Source organism: Streptacidiphilus jeojiense (assembly GCF_000719095.1).
Taxonomy (GTDB): domain Bacteria; phylum Actinomycetota; class Actinomycetes; order Streptomycetales; family Streptomycetaceae; genus Streptacidiphilus; species Streptacidiphilus jeojiensis.
This window is the reverse complement of the sequence record NZ_JOEH01000016.1, coordinates 16964-33023: the sequence shown is the minus strand read 5'-3', so window position 1 is coordinate 33023 and position 16060 is coordinate 16964. Positions and strand designations below refer to the sequence as shown.

General features: G+C 69.4%; 17 protein-coding genes. 16 read left to right on the top strand and 1 reads right to left on the bottom strand.

The genetic code is table 11. The annotated features are described in order from the left end of the window. The first annotated feature begins 18 nt into the window (after positions 1-18). The 15 genes from IF29_RS0121125 to murA all read left to right on the top strand — a co-directional run bounded on the left by IF29_RS0121125 (position 19) and on the right by murA (position 14336). Positions 19-666, top strand: a complete 648-nt coding sequence (locus tag IF29_RS0121125) for an arsenate reductase/protein-tyrosine-phosphatase family protein (RefSeq protein ID WP_030257248.1) — start codon at positions 19-21, stop codon at positions 664-666. A gap of 88 nt (positions 667-754) precedes the next feature. Continuing rightward, complete coding sequence (locus IF29_RS0121120; RefSeq protein WP_051725590.1) at positions 755-1996, top strand: serine hydroxymethyltransferase; 1242 nt, start codon at positions 755-757, stop codon at positions 1994-1996. Positions 1997-2148: 152 nt separating this feature from the next. Further along, positions 2149-3492 carry an MraY family glycosyltransferase gene (locus tag IF29_RS0121115; protein WP_030257243.1) on the top strand — a complete coding sequence of 448 codons (1344 nt, stop codon included), beginning with the start codon at positions 2149-2151 and terminating at the stop codon, positions 3490-3492. 218 nt (positions 3493-3710) lie between these two features. Continuing rightward, positions 3711-4160 (top strand): Cg1360 family ATP-synthase-associated protein, encoded by a 450-nt coding sequence (locus IF29_RS0121110; protein ID WP_030257241.1) that lies wholly within the window; start codon positions 3711-3713, stop codon positions 4158-4160. A 275-nt stretch (positions 4161-4435) separates the two neighbouring features. Beyond that, complete coding sequence (atpB, locus tag IF29_RS0121105) at positions 4436-5233, top strand: F0F1 ATP synthase subunit A (protein ID WP_030257239.1); 798 nt, start codon at positions 4436-4438, stop codon at positions 5231-5233. Positions 5234-5306: 73 nt separating this feature from the next. Beyond that, a complete protein-coding gene (gene atpE / locus IF29_RS0121100) occupies positions 5307-5558 on the top strand; it encodes an ATP synthase F0 subunit C (protein ID WP_030257237.1) in 252 nt (83 codons plus the stop codon). A gap of 39 nt (positions 5559-5597) precedes the next feature. Beyond that, positions 5598-6146: a F0F1 ATP synthase subunit B gene (locus IF29_RS0121095; RefSeq protein WP_030257234.1), complete on the top strand. Its 549-nt coding sequence runs from the start codon at positions 5598-5600 to the stop codon at positions 6144-6146. Continuing rightward, complete coding sequence (locus tag IF29_RS0121090; RefSeq protein WP_030257231.1) at positions 6143-6958, top strand: F0F1 ATP synthase subunit delta; 816 nt, start codon at positions 6143-6145, stop codon at positions 6956-6958. The genes IF29_RS0121095 and IF29_RS0121090 overlap by 4 nt, the downstream gene beginning before the upstream one ends. Positions 6959-7096: 138 nt before the next feature. Continuing rightward, positions 7097-8671: a F0F1 ATP synthase subunit alpha gene (gene atpA, locus IF29_RS0121085; protein WP_030257230.1), complete on the top strand. Its 1575-nt coding sequence runs from the start codon at positions 7097-7099 to the stop codon at positions 8669-8671. 28 nt (positions 8672-8699) lie between these two features. Further along, a complete protein-coding gene (locus IF29_RS0121080; RefSeq protein ID WP_030257228.1) occupies positions 8700-9611 on the top strand; it encodes a F0F1 ATP synthase subunit gamma in 912 nt (303 codons plus the stop codon). Between the two features lie 2 nt (positions 9612-9613). After that, positions 9614-11059, top strand: coding sequence for a F0F1 ATP synthase subunit beta (gene atpD, locus IF29_RS0121075; protein ID WP_030257226.1), 1446 nt, complete (start codon positions 9614-9616; stop codon positions 11057-11059). A 165-nt stretch (positions 11060-11224) separates the two neighbouring features. Next, the gene (locus IF29_RS0121070; RefSeq protein ID WP_030257222.1) at positions 11225-11596 is read left to right on the top strand and encodes a F0F1 ATP synthase subunit epsilon; all 372 of its coding nucleotides are present in this window, start codon (positions 11225-11227) and stop codon (positions 11594-11596) included. Positions 11597-11761: 165 nt separating this feature from the next. Continuing rightward, a complete protein-coding gene (locus IF29_RS0121065) occupies positions 11762-12295 on the top strand; it encodes a DUF2550 domain-containing protein (protein ID WP_030257220.1) in 534 nt (177 codons plus the stop codon). 141 nt (positions 12296-12436) lie between these two features. After that, the gene (locus IF29_RS0121060) at positions 12437-13009 is read left to right on the top strand and encodes a cob(I)yrinic acid a,c-diamide adenosyltransferase (RefSeq protein ID WP_030257217.1); all 573 of its coding nucleotides are present in this window, start codon (positions 12437-12439) and stop codon (positions 13007-13009) included. A 28-nt stretch (positions 13010-13037) separates the two neighbouring features. Further along, positions 13038-14336 carry a UDP-N-acetylglucosamine 1-carboxyvinyltransferase gene (gene murA, locus IF29_RS0121055; RefSeq protein ID WP_030257215.1) on the top strand — a complete coding sequence of 433 codons (1299 nt, stop codon included), beginning with the start codon at positions 13038-13040 and terminating at the stop codon, positions 14334-14336. Positions 14337-14481: 145 nt separating this feature from the next. Here the strand turns inward: murA and IF29_RS0121050 are convergent, their stop codons facing one another. Further along, positions 14482-14838, bottom strand: coding sequence for a hypothetical protein (locus IF29_RS0121050; RefSeq protein WP_051725589.1), 357 nt, complete (start codon positions 14836-14838; stop codon positions 14482-14484). Positions 14839-15036: 198 nt separating this feature from the next. Here IF29_RS0121050 and IF29_RS0121045 point away from each other — a divergent pair, with 198 nt between their 5' ends. Then, positions 15037-15891 carry a 3-hydroxyacyl-CoA dehydrogenase family protein gene (locus tag IF29_RS0121045; RefSeq protein WP_030257210.1) on the top strand — a complete coding sequence of 285 codons (855 nt, stop codon included), beginning with the start codon at positions 15037-15039 and terminating at the stop codon, positions 15889-15891. Positions 15892-16060: the final 169 nt, after the last annotated feature.

Sequence of the window (16060 nt, the reverse complement as noted above, 5' to 3'; positions counted from 1 at the left end):
ACCCGGTCGGGGAGACCGGTGCCCCGGCCGTACTACGGCGGCGCGGAACCCCGGCACGGCGCCTTCAAGATCCTCTACGTCTGCACCGGCAACGTCTGCCGCTCGCCGATCGCCGAGCGGCTGACCCGGCACGAGCTGACCGACCGGCTCGGCGCCCGGGCCGGCGACATCCTGGTGGAGAGCGCCGGCACCTGGGGGCACGAGGGCGCGCCGATGGAGTCCAACGCGGCCGAGGTGCTGGGCGAGTACGGCGCCGACACCGGCGGCTTCGTCGGCCGTGAGCTGCTCGACGAGCATGTGATCGGGGCCGACCTGGTGCTGACCGCGACCCGGGACCACCGGGCCCAGGTCATCTCCATGGGGCATGCGGCCGGGCTTCGCACCTTCACCCTCAAGGAGTTCACCCGGCTGGTGAAGGCGATAGACCCGGCCACCCTGCCGGAGGCCGCCGAGTCCCCGGCCGAGGTGGCGGAACGGGCCCGGGTGCTGGTCCGGGCCGCCGCCGCGCTGCGCGGCTGGCTGCTGGCGGCGACCCCGGAGGCGGACGAGGTGGACGACCCCTACGGCGCGCCGCTGGGGATGTTCCGCAACTGCGGCGAGGAGATCTTCGACGCCCTGGACCCGATCGTGACCGCCCTGACCGGTGTCGCCCGGGTGAGCGTCTAGCCGTCCGGCGGAACGATTCCGCAGAGCGCGACCCGGCACCCCGTCCTACAGTGAGACCGTCCGCACTGTGGAGCAGGGAGTGTGCACCATGTCCGACCCCGCCCTTGCGACCATCCTCGCGGCCGAGCGGGCACGGCGTGCGGACCAGATCGGACTGCTGGCGGGGGAGAACCACTCGGCTCCCGAGGTGCGCGCGCTGCTGGGCTCGGTCTTCGCGGACAAGTACGCCGAGGGCTACCCGGGGCGGCGGCACCACACCGGCTGCGCGCAGGCGGACGCGGTGGAGACGCTGGCCGTCGACCGGGCCAAGGCGCTGTTCGGCGCCGAGCACGCCAATGTCCAGCCGTACACCGGCACCGCCGCCGTGCTCGCCGCCTACGCCGCGCTGCTGCGGCCCGGCGACGCGGTGCTGGCGATGTCGCTGGCGCACGGCGGCCATCTGTCGAACGGCTCCGCGGCCAACTTCTCCGGGCGCTGGTTCGCCTTCACCGGCTACGGGGTGCGGGCCGGCGACGGGCTGATCGATCTCGACCAGGTCCGCGACCTGGCCCGGGTGGTGCGGCCGAAGGCGATCGTGGCGGGCGCCATCTCCTATCCGCGGGACGTGGACTGGGCGGCCTTCCGGGAGATCGCGGACGAGGTGGGGGCCTCGCTGATCGCCGACGCCGCGCAGACGATCGGCCTGGTCGCGGGCGGGGTGGTGGCCTCGCCGGTGCCGTACGCGGACGTGGTCTGCGGGGTGACCCACAAGGTATTGGGCGGGCCCAGGGGCGGGCTGCTGCTGTGCCGGGCGGAGCTGGCCGAGCGGGTGGACCGGGCGGTCTTCCCGTTCACCCAGGGCGGCCCAGCGGTGAACCAGATGGCGGCCAAGGCGCTGGCGCTCGGACGGGCGGCGCGGCCCGGCTTCGCCGAGTACACCGCCCGGGCGGTGGCCAACGCGCGGGCGCTGGGGGAGGGGCTGGCCGCCGAGGGACTGCGGCTGCTGACCGGGGGGACCGACACCCATCTGGTCACCGCCGACGCCAGGGGGCTCGGGCTGACCGGCCGTGAGGCGGAGCGGCGCTGCGAGGCGGCCGGGCTGCTGATCGGCCGGTGCGCGGTGCCCTTCGACGAGGTGCCGCCCGCGGAGGCGTGCGGGATCAGGCTGGGAACCGCCTGCGTGACCACCAGGGGGATGGCACCGGAGCAGATGGGCGAGCTGGCGGCACTGCTGGGCCGGGCGCTGCGGTCCGAGGACGAGGACGCGGAGGTGGCGGAGCGGGTGCGCGCACTGGCCCGGCGCCACCCCTTGGACTTGGATCGTCGGGCAGAAGAATCATCAGTGAATTGATCTGTAGACAAAACCGCAATGATGGTTGCGGGCGTCCCCGTCAATAAGGTGGTGCGCTGTGACGCTCCATCATGCACACCCAAACCACCAGACTCGGCCGCTATGCTCAGCCGTTGTCACGGGGGTGCCGACCGCAATTCTGGAGGGCGCAGGTGCGTGAGTTCCTGCTGACGCTGTGTGTCGCCACTGCGGTCACCTATCTGCTCACCGGCCCGGTGCGGAAGTTCGCGATCATCGCCGGCGCGATGCCGCAGATCCGTGACCGCGACGTGCACAAGGAGCCGACGCCCCGGCTCGGCGGGATCGCCATGTTCGGCGGCCTGTGCGCGGGCCTGCTGGTCGCCTCCCACCTGACCACCCTGTCCAGCATCTTCAACGGCAGCAGCGACGTGCGCGCGCTGCTGTCGGGTGCGGCGATCATGTGGATCATCGGGGTGCTGGACGACAAGTGGGGCGTGGACGCCCTGGTGAAGCTCGGCGGCCAGATGGTCGCCGCCGGCGTCATGGTCTACCAGGGCGTGACCGTGCTGTGGCTGCCGATCCCCGGCGTGGGCACCTGGGTGGTGCCGCAGACGCTGGGCACGGTGCTGGCGGTGGCGCTGGTGGTGATCAGCGTCAACGCGGTCAACTTCATCGACGGCCTGGACGGCCTGGCGGCCGGCATGGTCTGCATCGCCGCGCTGGCCTTCTTCGTCTACTCGTACCGGCTCTCCTACGGCTACGGCATCGCCGACGCGCTGCCGGCCACGCTGTTCAGCGCGGTGCTGGTGGGGATGTGCCTGGGCTTCCTGCCGCACAACCTGCACCCGGCGCGGATCTTCATGGGGGACTCCGGGGCGCTGCTGCTGGGTCTGGTGCTGTCGGTGTCGATGATCTCGCTGACCGGCCGCGTGGACCCGGCGGCGCTGATCACCGACAAGACCTACGGTTCGCAGACCCAGGCCGTGCACAGCATGGTGCCGATCTACATCCCGCTGCTGCTGCCGCTGACCGTGATCGCGATCCCGCTGGCCGACCTGATCCTGGCCGTGGTCCGGCGCACCTGGGCCGGCAAGTCGCCGTTCGCCGCCGACCGCCAGCACCTGCACCACCGACTGCTGGACATCGGCCACTCGCAGACCCGCGCCGTGCTGATCATGTACTTCTGGGCCGGCCTGTTCGCCTTCGGGACCGTGGCCTTCTCGGTGAACCGCACTCCGTTGCTGCTGGTGAAGATCGCCATGGCGGCCTGCCTGATCGGCATCGTGGTGCTGCTGATGCCCCGCTTCAAGCCGCACGCTCCCCGGATGGCGGAGCGCTTCCTCCCGCCGCGCTACCGCCATGCGACGGAGGACGACGACAAGGTAAGGGAAGTTCTTACCGAAGCGGTGGAGCGGCCTCCGGTCGCGAACGCCGATTCCCTCTCCCACGAGGACGAAGAGTTGCTTCGCAAGATCGGGACCGGTGCCCATGCCGCCGGACGCCATTCCGGCGCATCGGGACGAAACGGACGTTAGCTCCTACGGGTGAGTCGGATGTGGCAAGGAGCACAGGTCTAGGGTAAAGACCTCACCAAATAGCTTGTGATACCGTTCACGACGTCAGGAGAAGAGCCGAAGGACCTTATGGGAGAAGGTCGTTCGGTCGCGACCCGCCTCGCGGGTCTGTGATCCAGTGCTCGTTCTCCGCCTTCCCTTGATCGCCCTTTCCTTTGATTGCGCCGGAGTTGAAGACGATGCTGTCCAACGACGCCAAGATCCTGCGGGGATCGGCCGTACTGGCCGCTCCCGTCGGGATCGTCGCCGCTGTGCTCAGCACTGTCCTCGCCGGTGAGAAGGGTCTGATCGGCGCTCTGGTCGGCCTGGCCGTGGTCCTGGTGTTCTTCGGAGCGGGCTTCTGGGCCCTGATGCGGATCACCCAGGACAAGCCACAGCTGGTGATGTCGGCCGGCATGTTGGTCTACGCGGTGCAGATCCTGCTCGTGGGGGTCTTCATCGTGGTCTTCAAGAACACCACCCTGTTCAACGGCAGGGCCTTCGCCTTCACTCTGCTGGTCACCGCACTGGCCTGGGTGGGCGGGCAGGTCCTGCACACGCTGAAGTCCAAAACGCTCTATGTCGACCCGGAGCCTTCTGTGCCTGTGAAGTCGCAGTCCGTGAAGGCGAAGCCCCGAGATGGGGCATAAGGGCGGGCTAAAGACGGTTCATCCCGATCTGCTATCGTCCGGAATCGCATCCGGCCGAGACGGGCACCCCAGCCCCCTCGGCATGCGACGTACCCGGATCAGCAGCTGTAGCAACGGTGCAGATCCCGGCGGTGCCCGGTCCTCGGTCCCGAACCGAGTCGACCGCACCACCAACCCCACGTCCCCGTGCCGACTCGTGGCCATGAAGGCCGCGCCGACACACAAGGTTGCAGTTCTTATGCGTCACGACGAAGGAGTCACGGGTGAGTACCCACATGCTGCTCGCTGAGAGCGGGTGCCACATCACGCCCTCGGGCTGTGGTTTCCCCGCACCGGGTCTCAACTCGTTCAACTTCAAGCCGATCTTCAGCATCGGCAGCTTCGACTTCACCAAGCCGATGCTCCTCGCGCTCATCTGCATGGTGATCGTGGTCGGGTTCTTCTGGGCGGCCTTCGCCAAGCCCAAGCTGGTCCCCGGCAAGCTGCAGCTGGTCGGTGAGATCGGCTACACCTTCATCGCCCGTGGCATCGCCCGCGATGTGATCGGCAAGAAGGGCGACAAGTTCGTCCCCTTCCTGACCTCGATCTTCTTCTTCGTGTGGATCATGAACATCATGTCCATCATCCCGCTGGCCCAGTTCCCGGTGGCGTCGCGCTTCGCGTACCCGGTGGCCCTGGCTCTGCTGGTGTGGCTGACGTACATGTACCTCACGTTCAAGACCCACGGCTTCAAGGGCGGCGTCAAGAACCTGGTCTGGATGGAGGGGCTCCCGAAGCCGCTCATCCCGCTGATCGTGTTCCTCGAGTTCCTGCAGAACGTGATCACCCGTCCGTTCACCCTCGCAGTGCGGCTCTGGGCCAACATGTTCGCCGGCCACATGCTGATCGTCATGTTCAGCGTCGCGAGCTGGTACCTGCTGACCCCCTCGATCATGACGGCCTTCGCGGGCGGATCGTTCATCCTCGCCGTCGGCATGACCGCCTTCGAGGTACTGATCCAGTTCCTGCAGGCCTACATCTTCACGCTGCTCACTTCGCTCTACATCAGCGGAGCGCTCGAAGAGGGTCACTGACCCGCACTGCAGCACCCAACAGACTTCCGCTGGGAAGCCCCCCATCGGATCGCATCAAAGGAAGACAGGGAAAATGTCTGCCGCTCTCGAGACCATCAACCTCGCTGCCTCCACCGGCGTCAAGGGCAACCTCGGCGCTGTGGCCTACGGTCTGGCCGCCATCGGCCCCGGCGTGGGCATCGGTCTGGTCTTCGGCCACTCGATCGAGGCCATGGCCCGCCAGCCCGAGGCCATGCCGATCATCCGTCAGAACATGTTCCTGGGCTTCGCGCTCTGTGAGGTTCTGGCCCTGCTCGGCCTGGTCGTCCCCTTCATCTTCAGCTAAGCGACCGGCCAGTAGCCACACTCGACGAAAGGTTCAGACATGCTGAAGTTCTTGGCTGAGGGGGCGCCGCAGAATCCGCTGATCCCCGACACCGCGGAACTGATCATCGGCCTGCTCTGCTTCTTCATCGTCTTCGGCGTCCTCGGCAAGAAGCTTCTGCCCAACATCCAGAAGACTCTGGACGAGCGGCACGACGCGATCGAGGGTGGCCTGGAACGAGCGGAGAAGGCGCAGGCCGAGGCCAACCGCACGCTGGAGGAGTACAAGGCCCAGCTCGCGGAGGCCCGTCACGAGGCCGCTCGGATCACCGAGCACGCGCGTGAGCAGGGCGCTGTGATCATCGCGGAGATGAAGGAAGAGGGCCAGCGTCAGCGCGAGGCCATCATCGCCGCCGGTCACGCACAGATCGACGCGGACCGTCGCCAGGTGACGACGGCGCTGCGCCAGGACGTCGGCCGCATCGCGACCGACCTGGCCGGCCGGGTCGTCGGCGAGTCCCTGGAGGACTCCGCGCGGCAGAGCCGGATCATCGACCGCTTCCTCGACGAGCTCGACGCCAAGTCGGCTGCGGCGGCGGGTGCCAAGTGAGCAGCGCCACGCGTCAGTCGAACGCCGCAGCGCGTGAGCGCCTGGAGGCCCTGACCGACAGCGCGTCGGTCGACCTGAAGGCGCTCGGTGCGGACCTGCTGGCCGTGACCGGACTGCTGGACCGCGAGGTCGGGCTGCGCCGGACGCTCACCGACCCGGCGACGTCGGGTCAGCGCAAGGCCGACCTGGTCACCGCGCTGCTCGGCGGCAAGGTCGGTGCGGAGACGCTCGACCTGGTCTCCGGCATGGTGCGCTCGCGCTGGGCCTCCTCGCGGGACCTGGTCGACGGCATCGAGCAGCTCGCCGCCTTCACCCAGATCATCGCCGCCGACAAGGCCGGTGCGCTGGACGAGGTCGAGGACGAGCTGTTCCGCTTCGGACGGGTCGTCGCGGGCAGCACCGAGCTGCGCGCAGCGCTCACCGACGGCGCCGCTGCCAGGACCGCCAAGGCGGAGCTGGTCGAGCGGCTGCTGGACGGCAAGGCCAAGGCCCAGACCGTGCAGCTGGTCGGCGCTCTGGTCACCGAGCCGCGTGGACGTAGCCTGGAAGGCGGCCTGGAGGAGTACTCCCGGCTCGCCGCCAGCCGGCGCGAGCGCGTGGTCGCCCTGGTGACCGCGGCGGTGCCGCTGTCCGACGCCCAGAAGGAGCGCCTCGGCGCCTCGCTGGCGCGGATGGTCGGACGCCAGGTGCACCTGAACATCGACGTGGACCCCGCGGTCCTCGGCGGCGTTCGGATCCAGATCGGCGACGAGATCATCGAGGGCACCATCGCGAGCCGCATGGACGGCGCGCGGCAGGGCCTCGCTGGTTAAGCACAGCGGGCTCTAGCCCAAGCATTGTCCGACCCTCGGTCGGTTAAGCGGTCAGTTCACCAGACTGGCCGAGAGTCGAATACTTGCGGCCCTCCACGGGCGGGCCGAGGATCGCAACTAGGAGAGCAGGGAACCCAGATGGCGGAGCTCACGATCCGGCCGGAGGAGATCCGGGACGCACTGGACAACTTCGTCCAGTCGTACCAGCCGGACGCCGCCTCGCGTGAAGAGGTCGGCACGGTCGTCTACACGGCTGACGGTATCGCCCGAGTCGAGGGCCTGCCCTCGGTCATGGCGAACGAACTGCTGAAGTTCGAGGACGGTACCCTCGGCCTCGCACTGAACCTCGACACCCGCGAGATCGGTGTCGTCGTCCTCGGCGAGTTCAGCGCAATCGAGGAAGGCCAGACGGTCCGCCGTACCGGCGAGGTCCTCTCGGTCCCCGTGGGCGAGGGCTACCTCGGCCGCGTCGTGGACCCGCTGGGCCAGCCGATCGACGGTCTCGGCGAGATCGCCTCCAGCGGCCGCCGCGCCCTGGAGCTGCAGGCTCCCGGCGTCATGGTCCGCAAGTCGGTGCACGAGCCGATGCAGACCGGCATCAAGGCCATCGACGCGATGACCCCGATCGGCCGCGGCCAGCGCCAGCTGATCATCGGCGACCGCCAGACCGGCAAGACCGCGGTGGCGATCGACACGATCATCAACCAGCGCGACAACTGGCGCTCGGGCGACCCGAAGAAGCAGGTCCGCTGCATCTACGTCGCCATCGGCCAGAAGGGCTCCACCATCGCCTCCGTGCGCGGTGCGCTGGAGGAGGCGGGCGCGCTGGAGTACACCACCATCGTGGCCGCCCCGGCGTCCGACCCGGCCGGCTTCAAGTACCTCGCCCCGTACACCGGCTCGGCCATCGGCCAGGAGTGGATGTACGACGGCAAGCACGTCCTCATCATCTTCGACGACCTGTCGAAGCAGGCCGAGGCCTACCGCGCGGTGTCGCTGCTGCTGCGCCGCCCGCCGGGGCGCGAGGCCTACCCGGGCGACGTCTTCTACCTGCACTCCCGTCTGCTGGAGCGTTGCGCCAAGCTGTCGGACGAGCTGGGCGCGGGCTCGATGACCGGTCTGCCGATCATCGAGACCAAGGCCAACGACGTCTCGGCGTACATCCCCACCAACGTGATCTCGATCACCGACGGCCAGTGCTTCCTGGAGTCCGACCTGTTCAACGCCGGCATCCGCCCGGCCGTGAACGTCGGTATCTCGGTCTCCCGCGTCGGTGGCTCGGCCCAGATCAAGGCCATGAAGTCGGTCGCCGGACGCCTGCGTCTGGACCTGGCCCAGTACCGCGAGCTGGAGGCGTTCGCCGCCTTCGGTTCCGACCTGGACGCGGCCTCCAAGGCCCAGCTGGAGCGCGGCTCCCGCCTGGTCGAGCTGCTGAAGCAGGGCCAGTACCAGCCGTTCCCGATCGAGGAGCAGGTCGTCTCCATCTGGGCCGGCACCACCGGTCAGCTGGACGACGTGCCGGTCGCGGACGTCCGTAAGTTCGAGCGTGAGTTCCTGGACTTCCTGCGCCGTGAGCACAAGGGCGTCCTGACCACGATCGTCGAGACCAGCAAGCTCGAGGACGGCACGATCACCTCGCTGACCGAGGCCATCACCTCGTTCAAGCAGGAGTTCACCACCTCCACCGGTGCGCTGCTCGGCGACTCGGCCTGACGAGGGACGGAAAGGACGGTAACGACCCATGGGAGCACAGCTTCGGGTCTACAAGCGCCGGATCCGCTCTGTCACCGCGACGAAGAAGATCACCAAGGCGATGGAGATGATCTCCGCGTCGCGCATCATGAAGGCGCAGCGCGCGGTGGCCGCCTCCTCCCCGTACGCGGACGAGCTCACCCGTGCGGTGACCGCGGTCGCGACGAAGTCGAACGCCAAGCACCCGCTGACCACCGAGCCGGAGCACGCCGTGCGTGCCGCGGTGCTGGTGATCACGGCTGACCGCGGTCTGGCCGGCGGCTACTCCACCAACGCCCTCAAGGCCGCGGTGCAGCTGTCGGAGCGGCTCAAGGCCGAGGGCAAGCAGGTCGACATGTACGCCGTCGGCCGCAAGGCCGTGGGCTACTTCGGCTACCGCGACCAGCCGGTCGTGCAGGCCTGGACCGGCTTCTCGGACAAGCCGACCTACCAGGACGCCAAGACGGTGTCGGCGACGCTGATCGACGCCTTCGTGACGGAGACGGAGAAGGGCGGGGTGGACGAGCTCCACCTGGTCTCGACCGAGTTCGTCTCGATGCTCACCCAGAACCCGGTGGACGTCCGACTGCTGCCGCTGAGCCTGGCGGAGACGCAGGAGAACGCCAAGGAGCAGGGCCCGTTCCCGCTCTACGACTTCGAGCCGTCCGCGGAGGGAGTGCTCGACGCACTGCTCCCGCGGTACGTCGAGAGCCGGATCTACAACGCGCTGCTGCAGTCGGCCGCCTCGGAGCACGCCGCCCGCCGGCGCGCGATGAAGAGCGCGACCGACAACGCCGGAGAGCTCATCAAGTCGCTTTCGCGGCTTGCCAACTCGGCCCGACAGGCCGAGATCACCCAGGAAATCAGCGAGATCGTCGGTGGCGCCACCGCCCTGGCCGACGCGAACGCGGGGAGAGACTGACAATGACTGCCACTGTTGAGACCGCGACGGCCACCGGCCGTGTCGCGCGGGTCATCGGGCCGGTCGTCGACGTGGAGTTCCCCGTCGACGCCATGCCGGAGATGTTCAACGCACTGCACGTGGACATCGAGGCCACCGACGCCTCCGAGAAGAAGACGCTGACCCTCGAGGTCGCCCAGCACCTGGGCGACGGCCTGGTCCGCGCCATCTCCATGCAGCCCACCGACGGCCTGGTCCGCGGCGCGGGTGTCACCGACACCGGCTCCGCGATCTCGGTCCCGGTCGGCGACATCACCAAGGGCAAGGTCTTCAACGCCCTCGGCGAGGTGCTGAACGTCGACCGCGAGGAGTTCAACTCCCAGGTCGAGACCCGCTGGCCGATCCACCGCACCGCCCCGCGCTTCGACCAGCTCGAGTCCAAGACCGAGATGTTCGAGACCGGTATCAAGGTCATCGACCTGCTCACCCCGTACGTCCAGGGTGGCAAGATCGGCCTGTTCGGCGGCGCCGGCGTCGGCAAGACGGTGCTCATCCAGGAGATGATCTACCGTGTCGCCGAGAACTTCGGTGGTGTGTCGGTGTTCGCCGGTGTCGGCGAGCGCACCCGTGAGGGCAACGACCTCATCGAGGAGATGAAGGACTCCGGCGTCCTGGACAAGACCGCGCTGGTCTTCGGCCAGATGGACGAGCCCCCGGGCACCCGTCTCCGCGTCGCCCTGTCCGCACTGACCATGGCGGAGTACTTCCGCGATGTGCAGGGCCAGGACGTGCTGCTCTTCATCGACAACATCTTCCGGTTCACCCAGGCCGGTTCCGAGGTGTCGACCCTGCTCGGCCGCATGCCCTCCGCGGTGGGCTACCAGCCGAACCTGGCCGACGAGATGGGCCTCCTGCAGGAGCGCATCACCTCGACCCGCGGTCACTCGATCACCTCGATGCAGGCGATCTACGTCCCCGCGGACGACCTGACCGACCCGGCCCCGGCCACCACCTTCGCCCACCTCGACGCGACGACGGTGCTCTCCCGTCCGATCTCCGAGAAGGGCATCTACCCGGCCGTGGACCCGCTGGAGTCCTCGTCGCGCATCCTGGACCCGCGCTACATCACCCAGGAGCACTACGACACCGCCCTGCGCATCAAGGGCATCCTGCAGAAGTACAAGGACCTGCAGGACATCATCGCGATCCTCGGTATCGACGAGCTGAGCGAGGAAGACAAGACCACCGTCTACCGCGCCCGCCGCATCGAGCGCTTCCTCTCGCAGAACACCTACGTGGCGAAGCAGTTCACCGGCGTCGACGGCTCGACCGTCCCGCTCGACGAGACCATCCACGCGTTCAACGCCATTGCCGACGGCAAGTACGACTCCACCCCGGAGCAGGCGTTCTTCATGTGCGGTGGCATCGAGGACCTGGAGCGCAACGCCGCCGAGCTGGCCAAGAAGTAACCCTTCCTGGTCGACCTGGCAGGTGCTGAGGGGCGGCCCCGTACGGGACCGCCCCTCCGTTCTTACCCGAGGCCCAACCCCCGATTGCACTCTTGATCGGTTGGACCGTTATTCTTTCCGCAACCCGGGCTTTACGGCACGGGCATCAAGACCGAGGAGCCCACTGTGGCTGAGCTGCACGTCGAGCTGGTCGCGGCCGACCGCAAGGTCTGGTCGGGCGAGGCCACGATCGTCCTTGCCCGTACCAAGTCCGGCGACATCGGCATCCAGGCCGGGCACCAGCCCGTGCTGGGCGTGCTGGAGTCCGACCCGGTGACCATCCGCCAGGCCGACGGCACCACCGTCGTCGCGGCGGTGCACGGCGGTTTCCTGTCCTTCGCCGACAACAAGCTGTCGGTGCTGGCCGAGGTGGCCGAGCTCGCCGAGGACATCGACGTCGAGCGCGCCGAGCGGGCGCTCGCGGCCGCCAAGGCCGAGACGGAGGCCGGCGCCGCGCGCCGCGCCGAGGTCCGGCTGCGGGCGGCGTCCGGCCGCTAGGAGTTCGTTGCACGACCGGTCCCGGGGCACGCGAGTGACCCCGGGACTGCTGTATCTGTCGGCCTGACCGTCGTACGGGAGAACGAGAGTTACTCCCGGGACGGGGCGGCCGTTGACTAGGCACGGCATGGATTGCGGGCCGGCTGGCGAGGGAGGTGGCAGGGCGTGGTCCTCGTGGTGGTGGTCGTCGTGGCGGTGCTGCTCGCCGCCCTGCTCGGCCTGGGCGCGTTCGCCATGCGGCGGCGGTTGATCCAGCGGGTCGGCGGGACCTTCGACTGCTCGGCCCGGCTCCGGGTTGCCGCGCTGCCGGGCGTACCGGGCCTGCCGGTGCCGGACGCGGGGCCCGACGCGCCGCTGCCGTCCGGCTCGGCGCCGGCGCCGTCCGGCTCGGCCGTCGACAACGGCGGGAAGGGCTGGCTCTTCGGGATCGCGCGCTACAACCGGGACTCGGTGGAGTGGTTCCGGGTCTTCAGCTACTCGCCGCGGCCGCGGCGGGTGCTGCAGCGGAGCCGGATCGAGGTCCTGCACCGGCGGACTCCGGTCGGGCAGGAGGAGCTGGCGCTGCTGTCCGGGGCTGTGGTGCTGGTGTGCCGGCACGCGGGGGAGCCTCTTGAGCTGGCGATGAGTGAGGATGCCCTGACGGGGTTCCTGGCCTGGTTGGAAGCGGCGCCTCCTGGGCAGCGGGTTAACGTCGCCTGAGCGGGTGCACGTCTGTGGGTGGCTGGTGTTCGCGCAGTTCCCCGCGCCCCTAAGGTGCTGCAACTGGCTCAGTTGCACATGTTGGGGGCGCGGGGAACTGCGCGAGAACCATCTGCGGGCCCGCGCGATACGCTCGCGCACATGGTCAACCTCACCCGTATTTACACCCGGACCGGCGACGACGGGACCACCGCGCTCGGGGACATGTCCCGTACCGCGAAGACGGACCCGCGGATCGCCGCGTACGCGGACAGCAACGAGGCCAATGCCGCCATCGGCGTGGCCCTCGCCTGCGGGGGGCTGTCGGACGACATCACGGCCGTGCTGACGCGGGTTCAGAACGACCTGTTCGATGTCGGGGCGGACCTGTGCACACCGGTGGTCGAGGACCCGAAGTACCCCCCGCTGCGGGTGCTGCAGAGCTATGTCGACCGGCTGGAGCAGGACTGCGACCGGTTCAACGAGGAGCTGGAGAAGCTGCGCAGCTTCATCCTGCCGGGCGGCACCCCCGGTGCGGCCTACCTGCACGTGGCCACCACGGTGGTGCGCCGTGCGGAGCGCAGCACCTGGGCGGCGATCGAGGTGCACGGGGAGAGTATCAATCCGCTGACCGCGACCTATCTCAACCGGCTGTCCGACCTGCTGTTCATCCTCGCCCGGAGCGCCAACAAGGCCGTCGGCGACGTGCTCTGGGTACCGGGGGAGAACCGGTAGCGGTCCGCCCGCCCCGTACGATGCCGGGATGGAACGGTTGCGAGTGGTGGGCGGCGCGAGGCTGGTGGGGCGGGTACGGGTGCCCGGGGCCAAGAACAGCGCGCTGAAGCTGATGGCCGCGTCGCTGCTGGCGCAGGGGGAGACCCGGCTGGAGAACCTGCCGCGGATCCTCGATGTGGAGATCATGGCGGAGCTGCTGCGGCGGATGGGCTGCACGGTGACCCTGGAGTGGTCGCAGGAGCCCGGCTTCCACAGCGGCACGGCGGTGATCGACGTGCCGGCCGAGCCCGGCCACGAGGCCGACTACGACCTGGTCCGGCGGATGCGCGCCTCGATCGCGGTGCTGGGCCCGCTGCTGGCCCGCTGCGGGAAGGTGCGGGTGGCCCGCCCCGGCGGCGACGCCATCGGCTCGCGCGGCCTGGACATGCACATCGACGGGCTCACCCGGCTGGGCGCGGTGATCACCAATGAGCATGGCTTCCTGCTGGCCTCGGCGCCGGACGGGCTCACCGGTGCCACCGTGGAGCTGGACTTCCCCAGTGTGGGGGCGACCGAGAACATCCTGATGGCGGCGGTGCTGGCGGAGGGTGCCACGGTCATCGACAACGCGGCCCGGGAGCCGGAGATCGTCGACCTGTGCCTGATGCTGCAGGCGATGGGCGCGAAGATCGGCGGTGCCGGGAGCTCCACCATCGAGGTGCAGGGCGTGCCGAGCCTGTCCCCGGTGAGCTACGAGACGGTCCCGGACCGGATCGTGGCCGGGACCTTCGCCGTGGCGGCCGCGATGACCCGGGGCGACATCACCGTCGAGCACGCTCGCGCCGAGCACCTGCGGATCGCCCTGGACAAGATCACCGCCTGCGGCGCCGAGGTGGTCGAGCTGCCGGACGGCTTCCGGGTGGTGATGGACCGTCGGCCCAGCGCGGTGGACGTGGTCACGCTGCCCTACCCGGGCTTCGCCACGGATCTGCAGCCGCAGTTCGCGGCGCTGAACGCGGTGGCCGAGGGCGTCGCGATGATCACCGAGAACATCTTCGAGGCGCGGTTCGTCTTCCTGCAGGAGCTGGCCCGGCTGGGCGCCCAGGTCCGCACCGACGGCCACCACGCGGTGCTGCGAGGCGTCCCCAAGCTGTCCGGCGCACCGGTGCAGGCGACGGACGTCCGGGCCGGCGTGGGGCTGGTGCTGGCCGGTCTGGTCGCCGAGGGGGAGACCCTGGTCACCGAGATACACCACATCGACCGGGGCTACGCCGGCCTGGTCGAGCAGCTGAACGCGCTGGGCGCCGACGTCACCCGAGAGGCGGACCCGGACTCCACCACGTTCTGACTGCGTCGGCTGTCGGCTGCGGCAGGTGCCTGGTTGGCCGCGCAGTTCCCCGCGCCCCCAGCTGGCTGCAACTGGCCCGGTTGCAGACGTCCAGGGGCGCGGGGAACTGCGCGAGCAACCCACCACCTGCCGCAGCCGGGAACGGTCAGAACCCCGCCGACCCGCCCCCGCCGCCACCCTTCTGCAGCTCCCGCAGCACCCGCCGCGCGCCCGCCGCGGACTCCGGCCAGACCATCAGCCGGGTGCCCTGGGTGGTGTCGACCACCGTGCAGCGGATGCCGGCCGCCTCCAGCACAGCGGTCAGCCGCAGGCTCTCCGCGGCGTCCGCGGGGGCGGCGACCGGGACCAGCAGGCCGTACTCGCCGGGGGCGCCGCGGCGGGCGGTCCGCGCCACCAGCGACCGTCCCCTGCGCGGGGTCCAGGTCCAGCGCAGCAGCAGCACCAGGACCACCAGCAGCACGACGGGGACGACCAGTTGGACGACGGGATTGACGCTGCCCATGGTGACCCTCCCGGTCCGCCCCCCAGTGGCCTGCTGTCCAGTATGGCGCCGCTCCGCCCCGCGGTGCCAGCGACCTGGTGAGCTTCGCCACTGGAGGGCGGTTCACCGTCGCCGGGTGCCGGGTGATGCCGTTAGATTCAGCGCAGCCGTCACACACACGGCGCCGTCGAGTGCAGAGATCTACCGAAGGACACCACAGTGGCCAAGCAGATCGCCGTCATCGGAGCCGGCCTGATGGGCTCCGGAATCGCCCAGGTCGCCGCACAGGCGGGGTACGAGGTGGTGCTGCGCGATGTCACCGACGCCGCGCTGGCCCGCGGGCTGGACGGCATCAGGACCTCCTACGCGCGCTTCACCGCCAAGGGCAGGCTCTCCGCCGAGGACGCCGAGGCCGCGCTGGCACGGATCACCACGACCACCGACCTGGACGCGGTGGGCACCGCCGACCTGGTGGTGGAGGCGGTGTTCGAGCAGCTGGAGGTCAAGCAGGAGCTGTTCCGCGCGCTGGACCGGATCGCCCGTCCCGGCGCGGTGCTGGCGTCCAACACCTCGGCCATCCCGATCACCCGGATCGCCGCCGCGACCGGGCGGCCGGAGTCCGTGGTGGGGACGCACTTCTTCTCGCCGGTGCCGATGATGCAGCTGTGCGAGCTGGTCCGCGGCTACAAGACCAGCGACGAGACCCTGGCCGCCGCGCGGGAGTTCGCCGAGGGCGTCGGCAAGACCTGCGTGGTGGTCAACCGCGACGTGGCCGGCTTCGTCACCACCCGGCTGATCTCGGCCCTGGTGGTGGAGGCGGTGAAGCTCTACGAGTCGGGTGTGGCCACGGCCGAGGACATCGACACCGCCTGCCGGCTCGGCTTCGGCCACGCCATGGGCCCGCTGCAGACCGCCGACCTGACCGGGGTCGACATCCTGCTGCACGCCACCGGCAACATCTACAGCGAGACCCAGGACGAGAAGTTCGCACCGCCGGAGATCATGGCCCGGATGGTCACCGCCGGGGACCTCGGCCGCAAGAGCGGGCGCGGTTTCTACGGCTACCAGGACTGATCCCGCGGCAGCAGGTGAGCTTGCTCACCTGCTGCTGTGCCGCCGGTCACTGTGCTCTTTTCAAGAGATGGACGATAATCGTGCGCAGTTCCGCGTCGAGAAGGGAACTCCTCACCCGAAGGAGTGAATTCACATCAGATTTCGCCGTGGCCAGCAACCCTGACACCTG